The organism is Floridaenema evergladense BLCC-F167 (assembly GCF_041929205.2).
In the GTDB taxonomy this organism is placed as follows: Bacteria; Cyanobacteriota; Cyanobacteriia; order Cyanobacteriales; family Aerosakkonemataceae; genus Floridanema; species Floridanema evergladense.
Genome location: NZ_CM171625.1, coordinates 3,190,409 through 3,209,114, shown reverse-complemented (window position 1 = coordinate 3,209,114; position 18,706 = coordinate 3,190,409). Strand labels below are relative to the sequence as shown.

Annotated in this window: 14 protein-coding genes; 9 read left to right on the top strand and 5 right to left on the bottom strand. The window is 38.9% G+C overall.

The window, feature by feature from the left end:
* The first annotated feature begins 192 nt into the window (after window positions 1-192).
* The 5 genes from ACE1CA_RS15575 to ACE1CA_RS15555 all read left to right on the top strand — a co-directional run bounded on the left by ACE1CA_RS15575 (window position 193) and on the right by ACE1CA_RS15555 (window position 6,723).
* A complete protein-coding gene (locus ACE1CA_RS15575) occupies window positions 193-1,473 on the top strand; it encodes a 30S ribosomal protein S1 (RefSeq protein WP_486517934.1) in 1,281 nt (426 codons plus the stop codon).
* 81 nt (window positions 1,474-1,554) lie between these two features.
* Window positions 1,555-2,295, top strand: coding sequence for an HAD family hydrolase (locus ACE1CA_RS15570; RefSeq protein WP_413280611.1), 741 nt, complete (start codon window positions 1,555-1,557; stop codon window positions 2,293-2,295).
* Window positions 2,296-2,729: 434 nt separating this feature from the next.
* A complete protein-coding gene (locus ACE1CA_RS15565) occupies window positions 2,730-3,818 on the top strand; it encodes a glycosyltransferase family 4 protein (RefSeq protein WP_413280612.1) in 1,089 nt (362 codons plus the stop codon).
* Window positions 3,819-3,933: 115 nt separating this feature from the next.
* A complete protein-coding gene (locus tag ACE1CA_RS15560) occupies window positions 3,934-5,277 on the top strand; it encodes a glycosyltransferase family 4 protein (protein ID WP_413280613.1) in 1,344 nt (447 codons plus the stop codon).
* 318 nt (window positions 5,278-5,595) lie between these two features.
* A complete protein-coding gene (locus ACE1CA_RS15555; protein ID WP_413280614.1) occupies window positions 5,596-6,723 on the top strand; it encodes a DUF3102 domain-containing protein in 1,128 nt (375 codons plus the stop codon).
* 124 nt (window positions 6,724-6,847) lie between these two features.
* Here ACE1CA_RS15555 and ACE1CA_RS15550 read toward each other — a convergent pair whose 3' ends face one another.
* Together ACE1CA_RS15550 and nfi are read right to left on the bottom strand one after the other, a co-directional pair.
* Window positions 6,848-10,063: a response regulator gene (locus tag ACE1CA_RS15550; RefSeq protein WP_413280615.1), complete on the bottom strand. Its 3,216-nt coding sequence runs from the start codon at window positions 10,061-10,063 to the stop codon at window positions 6,848-6,850.
* A 48-nt stretch (window positions 10,064-10,111) separates the two neighbouring features.
* Window positions 10,112-10,810 (bottom strand): deoxyribonuclease V, encoded by a 699-nt coding sequence (gene nfi / locus ACE1CA_RS15545; protein ID WP_413280616.1) that lies wholly within the window; start codon window positions 10,808-10,810, stop codon window positions 10,112-10,114.
* Between the two features lie 222 nt (window positions 10,811-11,032).
* Between nfi and ACE1CA_RS15540 the strand changes: the two genes are divergently transcribed.
* The 3 genes from ACE1CA_RS15540 to ACE1CA_RS15530 all read left to right on the top strand — a co-directional run bounded on the left by ACE1CA_RS15540 (window position 11,033) and on the right by ACE1CA_RS15530 (window position 16,433).
* Window positions 11,033-13,306, top strand: coding sequence for a bifunctional serine/threonine-protein kinase/ABC transporter substrate-binding protein (locus ACE1CA_RS15540; RefSeq protein ID WP_486517932.1), 2,274 nt, complete (start codon window positions 11,033-11,035; stop codon window positions 13,304-13,306).
* 281 nt (window positions 13,307-13,587) lie between these two features.
* Window positions 13,588-15,582 (top strand): PAS domain S-box protein, encoded by a 1,995-nt coding sequence (locus ACE1CA_RS15535; RefSeq protein WP_413280618.1) that lies wholly within the window; start codon window positions 13,588-13,590, stop codon window positions 15,580-15,582.
* A gap of 32 nt (window positions 15,583-15,614) precedes the next feature.
* The gene (locus tag ACE1CA_RS15530; RefSeq protein WP_413280619.1) at window positions 15,615-16,433 is read left to right on the top strand and encodes a prohibitin family protein; all 819 of its coding nucleotides are present in this window, start codon (window positions 15,615-15,617) and stop codon (window positions 16,431-16,433) included.
* Between the two features lie 54 nt (window positions 16,434-16,487).
* On the opposite strand, the gene ACE1CA_RS15525 is transcribed toward ACE1CA_RS15530, so the two are convergent.
* The gene (locus ACE1CA_RS15525) at window positions 16,488-17,414 is read right to left on the bottom strand and encodes an RpnC/YadD family protein (protein ID WP_413280620.1); all 927 of its coding nucleotides are present in this window, start codon (window positions 17,412-17,414) and stop codon (window positions 16,488-16,490) included.
* 59 nt (window positions 17,415-17,473) lie between these two features.
* Here ACE1CA_RS15525 and ACE1CA_RS15520 point away from each other — a divergent pair, with 59 nt between their 5' ends.
* On the top strand, window positions 17,474-18,070 hold the full coding sequence (locus tag ACE1CA_RS15520; RefSeq protein ID WP_413280621.1) for a Uma2 family endonuclease: 597 nt from the start codon (window positions 17,474-17,476) through the stop codon (window positions 18,068-18,070).
* Window positions 18,071-18,212: 142 nt separating this feature from the next.
* Here ACE1CA_RS15520 and ACE1CA_RS15515 read toward each other — a convergent pair whose 3' ends face one another.
* Window positions 18,213-18,476 (bottom strand): ParE family toxin-like protein, encoded by a 264-nt coding sequence (locus ACE1CA_RS15515; protein WP_413280622.1) that lies wholly within the window; start codon window positions 18,474-18,476, stop codon window positions 18,213-18,215.
* Complete coding sequence (locus ACE1CA_RS15510; protein ID WP_413280623.1) at window positions 18,473-18,703, bottom strand: hypothetical protein; 231 nt, start codon at window positions 18,701-18,703, stop codon at window positions 18,473-18,475. Before ACE1CA_RS15510 ends, ACE1CA_RS15515 begins: the two co-directional genes overlap by 4 nt.
* Between the last annotated feature and the right edge of the window lie 3 nt (window positions 18,704-18,706).

Genomic DNA, 18,706 nt, shown 5'->3' with positions numbered 1-18,706 from the left:
GATCGGAAAAACTAGTTTCAGAGGTGCTAGTTAAGATAGAATGATATGTCTGGACTCTAAATCCACTTAGCTGGAACTGCTAAAATATGAGATTTGGAGGGTTGAAGGTGTAAACGGCACATTAAAAACGTGCGTATACATCGACAGGAGGCGTAATTTTCCAAAAACTAACAAGGACAAGGTTCGATTCGCATGGTCAATCAGAAAACTACAACTGCCGATATTGGTTTTACTCTCGACGATTTTGCTGCTCTACTCGACAAATACGATTATCACTTCAATCCTGGTGATATTGTAGCTGGTACTGTATTTAGTATAGAGCCGAGGGGCGCTCTGATTGACATTGGTGCTAAAACAGCAGCTTACATTCCCATTCAGGAAATGTCGATTAACCGGGTAGATACTCCTGAAGAAGTGCTGCAATCTAACGAAACTCGGGAATTCTTCATTCTCACTGATGAAAATGAAGACGGACAGTTAACTCTTTCGATTCGTCGCATTGAGTATATGCGTGCTTGGGAACGGGTGCGCCAGTTGCAAGCTGAAGATGCAACCGTTCGTTCTCAGGTTTTTGCTACTAATCGTGGTGGAGCATTAGTCAGAATTGAAGGTTTACGTGGTTTTATTCCAGGTTCTCATATTAGTACCCGGAAGCCTAAAGAAGATTTGGTAGGGGAAGAATTACCACTAAAATTTTTAGAAGTAGATGAAGATAGAAATCGTTTAGTTCTGAGCCATAGACGCGCATTAGTTGAGCGCAAGATGAACCGTTTAGAAGTAGGTGAAGTGGTAATTGGTTCGGTACGTGGGATCAAGCCTTATGGTGCGTTCATCGATATTGGTGGTGTGAGTGGGTTGCTACACATTTCGGAAATTTCCCACGAGCATATCGATACACCGCATAGCGTGTTCAATGTCAATGATGAAATTAAGGTGATGATCATTGATTTGGATGCGGAAAGAGGAAGAATTTCGCTTTCTACTAAGCAATTGGAACCCGAACCTGGGGATATGATTCGGAATCGCGATCGCGTTTACGAAATGGCGGAAGAAATGGCGGCGAAGTATCGCGAACAGCAACGAGCCAAGTTGCTGGGTGAAGTTCCACCAGCAGTAGAAACAGTGGTAACTGAGGAAGCGGTTGTTCCGGCTGAGGAAGCGGTTGTTCCGGCTGAGGAAGCGCCTGTTCCGGTTGAGGAAGCGGTTGAGGAAGCGCCTGTTTCGGTGGCTCCGGTAGCTCCATCGGCTCCAGCGGCTCCAGCGGCTCCGGTAGCTCCGGTAGCTCCGGTGGCTCCGGCTGAGATGGCTGAAGCTGAGGAAGCAGAAGTGGAAGCGTTAAGTGTTGGAGAGGAAGTGGCTCCGGTTGTTGAGGAAGAAGAGGAGAAACCTGTTCCGGTTGGGGTTGGTGCTGCGGCGACAACTGAACCGGAAGCAGTTAATGAACAGGACTTTTCTTCAGCTGAAGAGGAATAATTGATTTAAAAAACTAACCAAAAACTGAGAGGGAAAAACCCTCTTTTTTTTGTTTTTATTATGATTTTGGGGGGGAATATTGTGGTGACTATTCGCTGTGGAGAAGTGATTTTTCCTGAGATTCAGGGAATTATCTTTGATAAAGACGGGACTTTAGAAAATTCTGCGGAGTTTTTGCGAAATTTAGCCCAAAAACGATCGCGCTTGTTAGACGCGCAAATTCCTGGAATTGGCGATCCTTTGTTGATGGCGTTTGGTGTTGATGGGAATAAAATCGATCGAACTGGTTTAATGGCGGTGGGGAGTCGGCGGGAAAATGAAATTGCAGCGGCGGCTTATGTGGCGGAAACTGGTAGGGGATGGATGGAAGCTTTGGCGATCGCTCGTCAGGCTTTTTCAGAAGCCGATCGATACTTTCAAAATGCTGCACCTTCACCTTTGTTTGAGGGAAGTTCAGAAGTTTTACAATTACTTTCCCAAGCTGGGTTAAAGTTAGGAATTCTTTCGGCTGATACTACCCTAAAAGTGCAAGCATTTGTCCAAAGATATCGACTAACTGATTATATTCAATTAGCGATGGGAGTTGATGACGGCCCCAGTAAACCAGACCCGATTTTATTTTGGCAGGCTTGTGAAAAATTAGGAATAGAACCTAGTGCGGCTTTGATGGTAGGTGATGCTGTTAGCGATATAGAAATGGCGCGTCAAGCTGGTGCGGCTGGTTGTATTGGTATTTGTTGGGGAAATTCTTCAGCTGCTGATTTGGCGATCGCAGATGTCACAATTGGACAACTAAATGAAATTGAAGCGATCGGTTACTAATAGGTTTTTGTCTAGTTCCTCCACTTCTCCAAAAAGTCGGGGAGCTAGATTCTCTTTCTTTAAGTTAGCTGATTTGCCGTTATGGTTTGAAGTGATTTAGGATAATTTTTTGATAACTGGTTGATAAACAAAATTCGCTAATCATAACGGAGAAGAGGTTTTTTCCTGCGTCAATTCTCGTCAATCTATCTCTTAAGATAGTGAAACAACTAAAGAATATTTGGCTTATTTTCCGTCTTGAGATGGAGTAAAAACTATTTTAAACAAGGATAATATTTGCGTAACAGTTAGACAAGCTAAAGGAAATTTCATTTGTCAGGCAAAAGTCTGAAGATTCTTATTAGATAAGCATTCTGCTCGCTAAAACCTGCAATTTATCTCCAACTTAGCTTGAACTACATAATTAAATTTGCTGTTAAATACCAGGAGAAAAAATGCGAATTGCTCAAATAGCACCTTTATGGGAAACAGTTCCACCTCCTGCTTATGGGGGTATTGAATTAGTAGTAGGACTACTTTGTAATGAACTAGTCAAAAGAGGTCATGAAGTTACTTTGTTTGCTTCTGGAGACTCAGTTAGTTTAGCTAAATTAGAATCAGTTCATCCTCGTGCTTTACGCTTAGATGAAGCGGTCAAAGAGTATAACATTTATGAGATGTTAAATCTCAGTCGTGTTTATGAAAAAGCTTCAGAATTTGATGTGATTCACTCCCACATGGGTTGTTCAGCTTTACCTTTTGCTCAGTTAGTAAAAACGCCAACAATTCACACATTACATGGAATTTTTACCCCTGATAATGAGAAATTGTTTGCTCATGCTAAACAGCAACCTTATGTGAGTATTTCTGATGCTCAAAGGGAGGCTCGGTTGAATCTAAATTGTGTGGCAACAGTTTATAATGGCATTGATGTTAGCACTTATAACTTTTACGAAAAACCTCAAGATTCGCCTTATTTAGCATTTTTGGGGCGAGTTTCTCCTGAAAAAGGAACGCATTTAGCGATCGAAATTGCCAAACGTTCTGGTTGGCAATTAAAGATTGCGGGTAAAGTGGATGTGGTCGATCGCCAATACTTTGAGCAAGAAGTCAAACCTCACATTGATGGCGAACAAATTCAGTTTCTTGGTGAAGCTAATCACGCTCAAAAAAGTAAATTAATGGGTAATGCAGCAATTACACTATTCCCAATTACTTGGCGAGAACCTTTCGGATTAGTCATGATTGAATCAATGGTAACAGGAACACCTGTAATTGCCATGAATATGGGTTCAACTCCCGAAATTATTGCTCATGGTAAGACAGGTTTTCTCTGTAATAGTGTAGAGGAATGCGTAGCAGCAATTGAGCCAGCTATCAAACTCGATCGCCGCACTTGTCGTCAGCACGTCATTGACAATTTTAGCGTCCAGAAAATGACTTCAGGTTACGAAGCAGTTTATCAAAAGATTTTGGCAGAAAAGTTTGCCCTAAATGGTAATTCTCGATCGACAAGCTCAACAAAAAGAATCCAATTGATATAAAATTCAACATTACATAACCACCTAATCTTTAGGTGGATTTTTTAATTCCACAAAGCATTACCATAACAAATTATCGCCAGGATTAATTTACTTGAAAATTGCAGGAGAAAAGGATATGTCACAGATGAATAGACAACCGATCGCTATAATTTCCGATCGCGCCGACCCAGCAGCAGAAGTGGTAAACCAAGATGTTGGGGGACAAAATGTTTATGTGCGAAATGTGGGAGAAACATTGGCAAAATTGGGTTGGCAAGTTGATATGTTTACTCGCAAAGTTCATCCCGACGATGCCAAAATTGTCCAACATTCACCTCATTGTCGCACGATTCGCTTGTCAGCAGGGCCAGAAGAATTTATCCCAAAAAATGATTTGTTTGCGTATATGCCGCAATTTTTAGAAGCTTTTCTCAAATTTCAAAGTAAAGAAGGGACAAATTATCCTTTAGTGCATACAAACTACTGGCTTTCTGGTTGGGTTGGCTTACAATTGCAAGAATTACGCAATATTCAACTGGTGCATACTTATCACTCTTTAGGAATTGTCAAATATCAAGCAGCTGGTTATCAACCGCCAATTGGTGAAACTAGATTAGCAATAGAAAAGCAAATTTTGGAACAAGCAAACTGTGTAGTTGCTACTAGTCCTCAAGAACAAGAAGCGTTGCGAAAGTTAGTTTCGGAAACTGGAGAAATTAGGGTGATTTCTGGCGGTACAGATATTAGTAACTTTCGCTTATTATCAAAGACAGAAGCTAGATTAAAGTTAGGATTTAACCCAACTGAACGTATAGTTTTGTATGTCGGCAGATTCGATCCTAGTAAAGGGCTAGAAACATTGTTGCAGGCTGGTGCAAATTGTCAAGCAAGAAGTCAAGGAAACTTTCGGTTAGTAATTGCCGGGGGAGAAGATCCTGACTTGGAAGGCGATCGGGAAGAAGAAAGAATTAGAATTTTAGCTCAAGAACTAGAATTGACGGAAAATATCCTATTTACAGGTCGCTTAGCTCATGATATTTTACCTTTCTACTACGCAGCAGCCGACGTTTGTGTAGTGCCTAGCTACTATGAACCCTTTGGTTTAGTGGCGATCGAAGCTATGGCTTGCGGTACGCCTGTAGTAGCTTCCAATGTTGGTGGTTTGAAGTTTACTGTCATTCCTGAAGAAACAGGTTTGTTAGTGCCACCTCATGATATTGCTGGTTTTGCTGCGGCGATCGATCGAGTTTTAACCGACGATGTTTGGGCAAGAAAAATGCGGAAGCAAGCTTCACTGCGAGTCAGACAAAACTTTAGTTGGGCGTGGGTAGCCGGACAGTTGAGCGATCTTTATCGTTGCTTATTAGCTAAGTCGATCATGAACGAACAACTGTGGCATTTACATCTACCAAAGTCAACTAATGCCTCTCATGTAGAAGTTTCTGCAACAGAATCAGCAAAATTAGGTAAAGTTTCTTAAAAGCATTAAACTTTAAGAGATCGAGAGTCGGGAAGAGACAGGAGAAATGTCTGCTCTCGACTCCATTACGATTGACTAATCAAGAGTTGATCGATCGCCTTTTTCGGATTATGCCTGTTTTGTGGAATTAATCGATCGCTTTATTCCAGTTTTGTCTATTTTGTGATATTTTGTGATATATCTAACAACTCACTGACTCAGTTAATGAGACTCTTGTGGTAGATATCCAACTCTAGACAGAGGTAAATACTGTGTTAGATGTGCTACAAGAGAATTTGATACATAACATCAGCCAATTAACGTTATTTAGAGTAGCCAATGCCAGCCTCAGCGCCTTCTTCACTGCAAAAAGTGTTTGATTACACCATGCTTGATGCAGAAACCAGTTTGTTTATTCAACAACAAACTGGAGAAATTCGAGCGCTCATGAAGCGCACTGCACAAGACATCATCGAGATCGGACAAAAGTTGATTTTGGTTAAAGAGAAACTTGCTCACGGCAGGTTCTTAGATTGGATAGCAGCAGAATTTGAATGGAGCTATCCCACTGCGGCAAGATTCATGCAGGTAGCTAATTCGTTTAAAAAAACTTATCAAATTGACAAATTTGCTGCTTCTGCCTTATATGTCCTAGCAGCACCTTCAACGCCAGCGAGTGCGCGTTCGGAAGCGATCGCTCGTGCGGAAGCCGGGGAGCCAATAACTTATACGATCGCCAAAGAAATCAGGCAAAAACATAGTTCGCCCGGTAATAAATCTAAAACAGAATCGGCTCAACCAGTTCAAACAGTCCAACCAGTTCAACCATTAAAGCCAGTTCCGGTTCTGTTACCCGCAAATGAATCACGCCCTAAAGTAGAAATTGTAGCTACTCGTCCAGCCAAAGAAGCAATTTCGATTCCAAAGAAAGAAAAAGAAGTCGAATTGTCAGGAATTAAAGGAGTAATACCCATTTCTGCAACAACAACAACAATATCAACTCAGCCTATTGTTCATCAACCATCCCCATCTCCATCTGCTGTCAAACGCGAAGCAACCGGAATTTGGTGGCAGTTAGGTAGGAGACATTTACTCTATTGTGGCGATCCTAACTCCTTAGAATTTACTCAAAAAGTTCCTCGTAATACCGGACTATTATTAGGATTTCCTTCTGGGAAAGATTGGCATTCTACAATTCCAGCCGATAATCGGATTATTGTCACGAAAAACCTACCCCAATCAAAAGATCTTCGGCTCTTTGAAGACACCCTAGAGTCAATAATTCTGCTTTACACAGAATTGGGAGAAACAGTAGTTGTTTGTTACTTACCCTATCCAGAAATTCTCTCAATCATTAATCGTTTAGATCGGCTGGCAATTTTTGCTGAACCTGACCCTAAACAAGTCAATGAAATTATTTCCGATTGGAAAGCTGGAGGATTGAAGGCAGAAAAAATTGATTTATAAAAATTTTCCTCAAGGGTGCATTCGCTAACTTAGTACCGCAATGCGTCAATCAACTAAGCAATCAAAATCCTGACTAATACAAGGATACTCCCGTTAACCTGTCGGTATAACGGGAAAGTAATTTTCAGGGTAAAGCATCTTCTTCTCTAAGGCATAGTTCAGTTATTTTTAAAATAATATCCAACCGAAAATTCTCTACTAATTTTGTGAGAATATTTGCCAAATTAATGTAAGTTTCTGGGATTTCTTCAAGCAATTCTATAACTAATTGATCGTCAACTGCGGCAGCGGCTTGATGTAAATTAGCAATCCATTCTAGAGACATTACCTGTAAATCTTCTGATGTCAATAAGGGAGCCTGACAATGCTCTGGAACTGGCTGCGAATTTTCTGCATAAATGTAACGTACACCCAAATACTTAGCGATTTTTTCTAATAAAATTTCTGAGCGAAAAGGTTTAGGTATAAAGTCATCACATCCCGCTTTTAAAATAGCTGGTTGTTGTTCTTCAAAAACACTAGCAGTAAGAGCAATAATGACTGTGTTTTTTCCTTGAGCATGAGCTTTGATCTGTCGAGTAGCTTTATAGCCATCCATGATAGGCATTCGCATATCCATCAGTATCAAATGGGGTTGCCAACTTTCCCAAATTGTAACGGCTTCTTGACCATTTTCTGCTTCTCGCACCTCGAATCCTAAAGGTGCTAATAATTTTACTAGTAATTGCCGATTCTCTTTGATATCTTCAACGACTAAGATCCGATAAGTTGGTTGATTTGGTTCTAAACATATAACTTCTTGAGTATTTAAACTAATATTTTTTTCGGTATTAGATACTAACTTGGCGGAGATATTAAAGGTAAAAATAGAACCGATACCTAATTGGCTTTCTACAACAATTTCTCCGCCCATTAGTTTAGCAAATTGTTGACCGATCGCTAAACCTAAACCAGTTCCTTGACCAGTTTGGCGACCTGTTTGGGTTTGAGAAAATGGTTGAAATAAGGTGGTAATTTCATCGGGAGCGATTCCTGGGCCAGTATCTTGAACTGTAAAAATTATCTGCACATATTCTGTTGCTGGGGTTGCTAATGGTGCTAAACAAACTGTTAAGGTTACATAACCAGTGTGAGTAAATTTAATAGCGTTGCCTAATAAATTCAGCAAGATTTGGCGCAATTTGCTTTCATCTGCTTGGATATTTTGGGGGACTTCGGGAGCAATTATAAAGTTCAGTTCTAAGCCTTTGTGTTCAGCTTTTAACTGGAACATATCTTTGAGCAGTTCCAACATTTGATATAAATCAAAACAAGCTTCATTTAAGGAAATTTGTCCTGATTCAATTTTAGCCATTGACAAAATATCATTGATTAAGTTGAGTAAATGTTCGCCGCTACGGTTGATAATTTCTAGGTTTTTTCTGTGTTCTGAGGAAATAGATTTATGCCCGACCATAATTTGACTAAATCCTAAAATTGCATTTAAGGGTGTACGCAGTTCATGACTCATTTTGGCAAGAAATTGACTCTTAGCATAGTTGGCAGCGTCAGCGGCTTCTTTGGCTTTCATCAGTTCTAAAGATTGGCTTTGAGTTTGGGAAAGTAGTTCGGCTTGTTGTAAAGCAACTGCTAATTGATCGCCTATTTGAAGTACTACATTAATTTCTGATTCTTGCCATTGTCTGGGATGGGAATTTTGATAAGTTGCTAGTAATCCCCAGAATCGATCGCCACAAAAAATTGGGACTATTAAGAAAGCTTTGGCTGCAAATTGTTTGATAACTTGAAAGGGACAATTAGTAAGTTTGGATTGCTCAATGTTTGCTACAACTAGATAATTAGCGGTGCGTTTTTCTAGATTACTTTGACTTAATTTTTTGATGATACATTCTTCTTGATTTAAGATACAATCTGTTAGTTGAGGATTGATATGTTGTGCTTCTAAGAAGGAAATCCAGCCATCTGCTACTGATTCAGCAACAAATTCTCCTTTCCAATCATTATGAAAGCGATAAATGGTGACGCGATCGCAATCTAAAAGTTGCCGTAATTCAGTGGTTGTAGCGTTAAAAATTTCCGGCAATTCTAAGGTTTGGCGAATTTTTTGAATTACTTGGGTGAGTGTTTGTTCTCGTTTGGCGCTTTCTTGTAAAGCTTTTTCGGCTCGTTTACGTTCGGTAACTTCAAGCACAACCGATCCGACGTTGAGAGAATGTCCATCTTCTCCTGGTATGGGAAATAAAGAGAATATCCAATCACGTAAAACCCCAGGTTGACTGGGTAATTCTCCCCTAATTTCTAAGTTAAGGGTTGGCTTATCTTTGGTTAAAACTTGCTGATATAAAGGAATTAAAGTAGAGGAGATTTCCGGTAAGATTTGATTGAAGGGTTTACCGATATGTTCTGATGCAGGTAAGCCATTAATTTCTGCTAATTGTTGGTTGATTTTTACATATCGTAATTCTTCATCTACGATCGATAATCCTACTGGCGCTGAGGAGAAAAAGGCATTGAGTAAAGCTTCTCTTAAGGCGAGTTTTTTCTCTAAAGCTTTGCGATCGCTAATATCTCTTCCTTCAGAAATTAATAAAGTTACTTGTCCTTGTTGATTACAAATTGGATGTAGGGAAAAATCAATGGTGGTTATCTGATTATTTGTACCAATCACATTTACTTCGTAACGCATCAAAGCTCCTGCTGCTGCTGCTGCGATCGCCAATTTTAACTCTGACTGAGTTTCAGGAGAAATTGTCCAACATTTAGTTTCCCATAATGGTTTACCTATTACTTTTTCTCTAGTGCTTCCCACAAAATCTAGGGCTGTTTGATTAATCTCTAAAATTGTTCCATCGGGTTGCAACAAACTGATAAATTGAATTGCTTGATTGAATATGACACGAAATTTTTCTTCACTTTCCCGCAAAGCTATTTCTGCTTGCTTTGTTTCTAGCAAGCGGTCTTGAATACTTTGGCGAGTGGTTACACCTATAAGATTACCTGTTTTTCCCAATATAGGTAGGTATTTAATTTGATGTTGACGCAGTAAAGCATTGAGGGCGAACAAGTTTTCTAATGCGCTTTCATTGATGGTGATTAGCTTTTTATTAATTACAGATGCTAGAGATAATTGATTTAATGGATTGCCGGAAGCGATCGATTGTATAACTTCCCGTTCGGTAAATAAGCCAACTACAGGACTATCTGGTTCAGCATTAGCTAATACTACTAAATAATTAGCAGAATTTTGGCTGATTAAGGCGATCGCTACATCTACAGTCGTCTCTGCTGTAGCAGTCAAGGGATGGTAATTTATTAGTGAGTTATTTTCCTGATTAGGCATAACAAGAATATAGGGTAAAGTTGATTGTTTGCTTTTAAATTTTGGATTTTAAGTTTCAGATTTGAGATCTTCTGGCAATATTGACCCACGATTTGAGGCTAATTTATCAGCCCAGCGAGTCGTTTCTGGGAGACGATATTTGGTAGTACAACGCAAAACATAATCAATAGCTGTAGGTAAACTAATGCGATGTCCGCTGGAAACATAAACAGGATTTACTCCTGTGCGTGTCCGCAAAACCGCACCTATTGTCTCGTTACGATGCACCAAAGGTTGCCAAGCTCCCTTTTGCTCTGATAGTTCAGCGTGCTTGCCAACTAATAAAGATTTTGCCACTCCGATCGCCGGAATGTCCGTAAGTAAGCCTAAGTGACAAGCAATACCAAATCTCCGGGGATGTGCGATTCCCTGACCATCGCATAAGATCAAATCGGGTGCAACACTGAGTTTTTCCAGTGCTTCTATTACTGCGGGAACTTCTCTAAAGGAGAGAAATCCGGGAACATAAGGAAAAGTCGTAGGACGGTAGGCGATCGCATACTCTTGCAACCGCAAGTCAGGAAAACTTAAAACTGCTACTGCGGCTCGCGTCATGCTTCCAGATTCCGTAAATCCTACATCGACCCCTGCAACATACTGTACAGTAGTCAATCGATCCGAAGTAATCACCTCTGAGGCTAACTGCTGCTGTATAATAATTGCTTCTTCCGCTGTCAAAGGCCAATCATGACGTTGATTTATCTTCATCTTTAGATACCTTTTATTTATAAGTGTAACTAGGTAAACATGACTAAAACCAAAGAGCAATACATCCCAAATCCTAAATTCCAAATGTAGAATCCTCTGGATAATTATCGCTCTTAAAATAAAGCTCAATATATTGTAATTCTCTAAAGTTTCTGACTTTAAGAAGCACCCAAGAGAAGCACTATATTCCGCAAATTTACCAATTAAACTAAACTATAAGCTATGTTAGGAAAACTTTTAGGGGCAAGATATCAAATAATGGAAGTTCTTGGTGCTGGAGGATTCGGCGAAACCTATATAGCTGAAGATCGGCAGCGTCCAGGTCATCCGAAATGTGTGGTGAAACGTTTTCGTCCTACCAATCAGAATACCAGTTTTTTAACTGTAGCTAGACGACTTTTTTATACAGAAGCAGAAACCTTAGAAAAGTTGGGGCGACATGACCAAATTCCCCGATTATTGGCTTACTTTGAAGAAGAAAAAGAATTCTATTTAGTCCAAGAGTTTATCGAAGGGCGTTCCCTAAGTGATGAGTTAAGAACGAATCAAAAACAATCCGAAGCTTATGTAATAAATTTGCTAGAAGATGTTTTAGGAATTCTTAGTTACGTGCATAATCAAGGTGTAATTCACCGCGATATTAAGCCGAGTAATTTAATTCGTCGTAAGTCTGATGGTAAGTTAGTTTTAATTGATTTCGGGGCGGTGAAATCGATCGAAACTCAAATGGCAGATGAACCAAAAGATCGGATGGAATTAACGGTGGGAATTGGTACTCAAGGTTATATGCCTTGCGAACAATTGGCGGGAAAACCCAAGTTTAATAGTGATATTTATGCTTTGGGAATGATTGCAGTTAAAGCTTTAACAGGACTTCAGCCTTTACAATTACCAAGTAGTCCGCAAACTAATGAACTTATTTGGCAAAATCACGCCCAAGTCAGCCCAAATTTAGCAGCTATTATCGATAGAATGATCCGTTATCACTGGAGCGATCGCTATCAGTCAGTTTTCCAAGTTTTAGAAGCTTTGGGACAAATTTCTAGCCCCGTACCTCATACAGAATTACCTTCTGAAGTTAAACAAACTCAAAGAAAAGCAAAGCGATTATTGGTTTTTAGTATAGGAGTAGCAGCAGTTATTACCTTAGTTATCTTAGCCGGAAAAGTTTTAATTCCCTTATTTAGCAATCGCCATGCTACTAACTCTTTATTTAAGACAAATAATCCATCGGATGCTGCTGGCGATCGAATTAGTTTCGGCACTAAAAGTTTAACTCCTTGGCAAATTAACTCTTATAAGCAAGAAGGAATAGATTTGATTAAGTCTGGATCTTATCAGCAAGCTATTTCAGCTTTTAAAAGAGCTAGAGAAGTTAATCGTAGCGATCCTGAAACTTTGATTTATTTGAATAATGCTCGAATTGGTAATGCTAAAACTTACAGTATTGCGGTAATTTTCCCATTAGTTAATAGTCCTCAGAGTGCTTTGGAAATGCTCCGAGGTGTAGCCCAAGTACAGGAAGAAATTAATGCTGGTGGTGGAATTAATGGAATTCCGCTGAAAGTGGGTATTGCTAATGATGATAATCAACCAAAAATTGCTCAATCTGTAGCCCAAGAATTGGTAAAAAATCCCGAAATTTTAGGTGTAGTCGGGCATGGAATTAGCGATACAACTTTAGCAGCTGCTTCAGTTTACCAAGAAACAGAATTAGTGGCAATTTCTCCGATTAGTTCGGCGGTGCAATTGTCGGGATTTGGAGGTTATATTTTCCGCACTATGCCGAGCGATCGCTTCACTGCTAGAGCTTTAAGTAATTATATGTTAACTCGGTTAAATAAACAAAAGGTAGTAGTATTTTATAATTCGGCTAGCCTGTATAGTAAATCTTTAAAAGATGAATTTAAAAATGCTTTATTCTATGCGGAAAAAGGTAAAATTTTAACAGAAGTTGATTTAGCTAAACCTGATTTTAATCCTAGAGCCAGCGTTGAACAAGCAATCAAAAAAGGTGCAGAAGCGATCATGTTAGTACCTAGTAGTGATGTAGCCGATCGCGCTTTACAAGTTGTAAATATCAACCGTCGCCGCTTAAATTTGTTAGCTGGGGAAGCTTTTTACAGCGATAAAACTTTACAAATTGGGGCGGAAGATGCCGAGGGAATGGTGTTAGCAATTCCGGGCAATATTACGGGAGAAAAGGGGAAATTATTTCAAAATAAAGGCTTAGAAATTTGGGGCGGAAATGTCAATTGGCGCACGGCGCTTGCTTATGATGCTACCCAAGCTTTAATTGCTGCGATCGGTAAAAATCCTACCCGTCAAGGCGTACAGCGATCGCTTTCTGCGCCAGATTTTACCATTTCTGGAGCTACGGGAGATGTGAGTTTTCGTTCTACAGGCGATCGGGAAGCCCCAGTACAGCTAGTAATAATTACTCCTAAAACTCCCGGAAAATCAGACAATGGTTATCAATTTACTCCATTAAAGTAACCACTCAAAAAATTAACAAATAAGTTAATATTAAAATTTGTGTGGTTATATGATTTATGAATAAATATTTTCTTAAGAATAAATATTTGTCAGCAAGTCAAAATAACATTTTTGGCGTTTTTTCTTTGATTGGTTTTATTAAATTAAACAAAGAATATTTACGAAGCGTGACAAAAGTAAATTTTTGCAAAATTGTCTGCATTTATACCGATAGACAGATGAATAAAAAAATCTTAAGATTGGATTAAGTTTAATAAAATTCCGGTACTCAATATAAATAAATGGCTTTTGATGCAGAAATAGGAACAGTAAATAGTTGCTTGTTAATAAATTGTCCTAGTAGCACACAGAAAAGCTCAAGCTCTTCTGAAGAAATCTTGCGAATCTACCAAAGGGCAATGGGAGCAGCAAGCAATGGAATAGTAATTGTTGATGCAAATCAGCCTAATTTACCAATTGTTTACTGTAATCCTGCTTTTGCAAAAATCACAGGTTATACTGCTGATGAAGTATTAGGAAAAAACTGCCGATTTTTACAAGGAAAAGACACCGATCCAGGTGCGATCGAGCAAATTCGCCAAGCTATCCGTCAAGGGCAAGAATGCTGCGTAATCTTAAAAAATTATCGTAAAGATAGCGTAGCATTTTGGAATGAATTAACTATTTCGCCCGTACAAGATTCTCACGGAAAAATCACTCATTTTATCGGTATTCAAAATGATATTACCAAACGCAAAGAAGCGGAAGATTCACTACAAAAAGCTTACGAAGAATTAGAAAAAAGAGTAGACAAACGTACAGCAACTTTAAAAAAAATCAATAAAAAGCTGCGAGTAGAAATAGTTGAGCGACAAAAAGTTGAAGCCGCATTACGGGAAAGCGAAGCGAGATTTCGAGCAATATTTGAAAGAGCAGCTATTGGTATTGCTTTAATTAATATGGAAGGGCAAACTGTTGTGAGCAATCCCGCCTTACAAAAAATGCTTGGTTATAGCAATGAAGAACTTCGCCAAATGAAGTTCACTGATTTTACATATCCCGATGATATTAATAAAAACCTGCAACTTTATCATAAAATGATTGCTGGGGAAATCGATCATTATCAAATGGAGAAGCGTTACTATCACAAAGATGGACAAATTGTTTGGGCAAATTTGATAGTTTCCTTAGTGCGAGATGCTCATGGGAAACCACTATTTTCTGTGAGTATGGTGAAGAATATTAGCGATCGCAAACAAGCAGAAACAGAACTAAAACTGTCCCAAGAAAGACTAAACTTTTTACTTTCCTCTAATCCCGTTGTTATTTATAGTTGCAAAGCTTTTGGCGACTACGGCGCGACATTTATGAGCGAAAATGTTCGCTCTTTATTTGGTTATGAACCAGAAGAATTTGTTAGCGACTCCGGTTTTTGGGCAAATCATATTCACCCAGAAGATACTCCTCGTGTATTTGCTAATTTAGTTCATTTATTTGAGCATGATTATCACAACCATGAATATCGTTTTCTGCATAAAAACGGCAAATATGTCTGGGTGTACGATCAGACAAAATTAATTCGAGATAATCAAGGAAATCCTTTAGAAATTTTGGGTTATTGGGCAGATATTAGCGATCGTAAAGAAACAGAAGATAAACTCAAAATATCGTTAAAAGAAAAAGAAGTATTACTCAAAGAAATCCACCACCGAGTTAAAAACAACTTGCAGGTAATTTCTAGCTTATTGAAACTGCAATCAGGATATATTAACGATCCCCAAACCTTAGCATTATTTAGCGACAGTCAAAACCGTGTCAAAGCTATGGCTTTAATCCATGAAAAATTATATCAATCTGCGGATTTAGCTAAAATTTCCCTAGCAGAATACATTCATCAATTAGCAGATAACTTAATTAACTCTTATGCTTTAAAAGCCAATAATATTAAACTAAACATTTCTGTAGATAATTTATTTTTAGACGTTGATACAGCAATTCCTTGTGGTTTAATAGTTAACGAACTACTTTCCAACTCCCTAAAATATGCCTTTCCTGATGGTCGATCGGGAAAAATTGAAATAAATTTTAAGTTACTAGAGGAACAGAAATTATACTTAAAAATTAGCGATAATGGAATTGGTTTACCAGCAGATTTTCAACTGGAAGAAGCAGAATCATTAGGTTTACAGTTAGTTTATAACTTAACTGAACAGCTTGGCGGTAATCTCACCATAGATTCTGGCAATGGGACATCTTTTAAAATCATCTTTCGACCTAGCATTTCTTCGCTATATTAGCAGTAACAACTAAAAACTCAGGTCAATAACTAATGAAATCTTCTAACAGTTCTTACATCTTGGCAGTTATCGCAATATTACTTTTAATCGGGGCAATTTTTTTCAAACCTTTTGTAATTATCAATGCTGGCGAACGGGGCGTTATCATGAACTTCGGGCAAGTCCAAGAACGGGTATTAACTGAAGGAATACACCCTATTATCCCAGTAGTTAACACTGTAAAAACTCTCAGCGTTCGCGTCCAAAAACATCAAATTCCCGGTCAAGCTTCCTCCAAAGATTTGCAAGATGTATTTACAGATGTGGCGCTGAACTGGCATATCGATCCAAACAAATCTAATCTTGTATTTCAGCAAATTGGTGATGAAAATGAAGTGGTGCAACGAATTATTAACCCAGCAGTTGAAGAAATTTTAAAAGCAGTAATGGCGCTTTATACAGCAGAACAAATTATTACTAAACGCGGAGAAGTTAAAGCGGGAATTGACGAACAATTGAAATCAAGATTAGCTCAATATAATGTGGCGGTTGATGATATTTCTTTGGTAAATATTCGCTTTTCTCAAAGGTTTAGCGAAGCAGTGGAAGCAAAACAAATTGCCGAACAAGAAGCCAAAAGAGCGGAGTTTTTAGCCCTAAAAGCTACCCAAGAAGCACAAGCAGAAATTAACCGTGCTAAAGGACAAGCAGAAGCGCAAAGATTACTTCGAGAAAATTTAACAGCGGAGATTTTGCAAAAAAGAGCGATCGACAAATGGGACGGACACTTCCCCACTGTTTTAGGTGGCAATGGTGCGCTACCATTTATTAATATTGCCCCCAATGAATTACCACCCACAGTTCAAAAATGAATGCACCAAATCACGCCCTAACTAATCTTTTTCTGTCTTTAAATAGGCTTCATATTAATTACTGCTAATCCCAAACCTAGCCAACAATTCTTTACGGGATAATTGAAGTATCAAGCGCGAATACTCTTCTGGAGGTAACTGTAGTAAAGGTTCAATCACCTTTGACAGTTCCTCATCCACAGAATCAAATCGCAGTCTCAGCAAGTTTCCTACAACTAAGCGACGTTCCTGTAAACTTCCTTCTCTTATTCCTTCCTGTATTCCTTCGCGCATTCCTTCTCGTAAAGTAATTTCTCGCCATTCCAAATAAGCTGGTGTTAAATTCATGATTAATTCCCTCTCATCTTCAGTTAAATTTTCTTTCCTTTCCACATTGATTCGCCAGGTAGAAATCAATTCTAAAATGTTTCTGCGTAATGGATTTTCGGGAGAAAGTGCAGTAATCTCATTAATAGCTTGCTGCTGGGTTGTTCCTTTTCCTAGAATTCTCAGCCAAAGTGTTTCAGAATTAACAGATAGTTGATTTATTGCTACTACTGCTGTCTTCAGAGATTCGGCTAGAAAGTAAACACCAACAGGCCAATTGTTTGAATCTAGTTTAGCACCAAAGCTATCGACTAGGGCTGTAGAAGCAGAAGTTGCTAAAATCCACAAGGTTGGTAATTCATTTTCAGCAATTTCCTCATCTTCACGCCTAGCTCGGCGCTGTAACTCGCTGTGAAGGGAAAATAGTTTGAGGATACAATTGCGAATCTCTGTTTTGCTAGGTTGATTGCGAAATGGTTCGAGCAAGCAGGGAGTTGCTACCATTTTACCCAACAATCCTAATACATTACGATCGCTTGTAGGATTAGGTACAAAGGAAATATCCACTAGTCGAACTTCTCCGGCAATTTCCCGACTAATTTCCACATTACCTATAGTTGATAGGAGTTCTTCTAAATATTGTTTGGCAAATTGATCGTGTGGTTGTCGAGTCATTAGATTTTAAATTTTGGGAACGAGTTAAACTGGAAATGCGATCGCAAAAGGTGACTTAGATGTTTGTCGCAACTTCTCAATTAGGATTGGTTACAAGTGGAGCTTTGCTCTCAAATGTAACATGGGAAACTCTCTTAAAGCTGGATGCAGATTTAACAGGAACAGGCGCACGTTTAACTTATTTAGATGGGTGTTTAGAAATTATGTCTCCCTTATCTGATGATCATGAAGAACCTAAAAAAACTTTAGGTCAACTTTTAGAGATTTATCTGCGGATGAAAAACATTCGTTTTTATGCACGAGGGAGTACAACGATCGGAAAAAAGGAGTTAGGCGCAAGAAAAGAACCAGATGAATCTTATTGTTTAGGTACGCGCAAAGCAGTCCCAGATTTAGCAATTGAAGTAATAGTAACTAGTGGGGGAATTGACGTTTTAGAAATTTATCGTCGCGTGGGAGTTCGGGAAGTTTGGTTTTGGCAAGATGGCGTAATTTCGGTTTATTGTTTGCGGGAAAAGGGATATGAATTAGTGAGTAATAGTGAAGTTTTGCCGGAGTTGGATTTGCGATCGCTAGAGTTCTATTCCCGCATGGCAGATCAATATGATGCGGTGAATGCTTTTATGAATTTTCTAACCGCAGATGAACGCAGATGAACGCAGATTTAGAGGGAGATTTGGGAGGAGATGCGATCGCATTTCCCAAAAAACTACAAAACACCATTGAAAAGTCATAATAATTAGAATATCTTAAATCTACGCTTCCCTTTCCTCCGAAGAAATTGAAGAATTAAATAGTCTAAGAGAAAGACTGCTCGTAATCATCGTGACTACCAATCCAAAACCAGGTGACTGTATTCTTACTCAAGATTCCAACAGCGCGATAATTACGCGATATTCTTACAGACCAGATATCTTCTTCATCGTTAATACATTTAAAATGTAAGGATGGATGAAAAGGATTTTCTGACCACAAGCGATAAGCTTTTCTGGCTCTTTGTTTAATCTCGGTATCGAGAGAAGCGTAAGCAGTCCAAAAAGAAGGAAGAGTTGCAGAATTCATAGCTGTTCGTAATCTAATAAATTGGCTTTTCCTTCTGCAATTTCCTGTTTGGCGCGTCGTGCTGCTTTAATTAGTTGCTGTTGCGTTTTCTGAAAAGATTTATCCCATTTAATTTCATCTTCCAAATCGGCAATATATTCTCGTAAATGTTCTGCAACTTGCTCTTGCAAAGCTTCCGGTAAAGACTCCATCATGGCTATTACAGTAGTAATTGCTGGGGATGACATAGT

What these genes read in the sequence shown, in the direction of transcription:
- ACE1CA_RS15510 (WP_413280623.1), bottom strand. Translation starts at nt 18,703, where the DNA reads ATGTCATCCCCAGCAATTACTACTGTAATAGCCATGATGGAGTCTTTA.
- ACE1CA_RS15540 (WP_486517932.1), top strand. Translation starts at nt 11,033, where the DNA reads ATGTTAGGAAAACTTTTAGGGGCAAGATATCAAATAATGGAAGTTCTT.
- nfi (WP_413280616.1), bottom strand. Translation starts at nt 10,810, where the DNA reads ATGAAGATAAATCAACGTCATGATTGGCCTTTGACAGCGGAAGAAGCA.
- ACE1CA_RS15555 (WP_413280614.1), top strand. Translation starts at nt 5,596, where the DNA reads ATGCCAGCCTCAGCGCCTTCTTCACTGCAAAAAGTGTTTGATTACACC.
- ACE1CA_RS15530 (WP_413280619.1), top strand. Translation starts at nt 15,615, where the DNA reads ATGAAATCTTCTAACAGTTCTTACATCTTGGCAGTTATCGCAATATTA.
- ACE1CA_RS15520 (WP_413280621.1), top strand. Translation starts at nt 17,474, where the DNA reads ATGTTTGTCGCAACTTCTCAATTAGGATTGGTTACAAGTGGAGCTTTG.
- ACE1CA_RS15560 (WP_413280613.1), top strand. Translation starts at nt 3,934, where the DNA reads ATGTCACAGATGAATAGACAACCGATCGCTATAATTTCCGATCGCGCC.
- ACE1CA_RS15565 (WP_413280612.1), top strand. Translation starts at nt 2,730, where the DNA reads ATGCGAATTGCTCAAATAGCACCTTTATGGGAAACAGTTCCACCTCCT.
- ACE1CA_RS15535 (WP_413280618.1), top strand. Translation starts at nt 13,588, where the DNA reads ATGGCTTTTGATGCAGAAATAGGAACAGTAAATAGTTGCTTGTTAATA.
- ACE1CA_RS15515 (WP_413280622.1), bottom strand. Translation starts at nt 18,476, where the DNA reads ATGAATTCTGCAACTCTTCCTTCTTTTTGGACTGCTTACGCTTCTCTC.
- ACE1CA_RS15525 (WP_413280620.1), bottom strand. Translation starts at nt 17,414, where the DNA reads ATGACTCGACAACCACACGATCAATTTGCCAAACAATATTTAGAAGAA.
- ACE1CA_RS15575 (WP_486517934.1), top strand. Translation starts at nt 193, where the DNA reads ATGGTCAATCAGAAAACTACAACTGCCGATATTGGTTTTACTCTCGAC.
- ACE1CA_RS15550 (WP_413280615.1), bottom strand. Translation starts at nt 10,063, where the DNA reads ATGCCTAATCAGGAAAATAACTCACTAATAAATTACCATCCCTTGACT.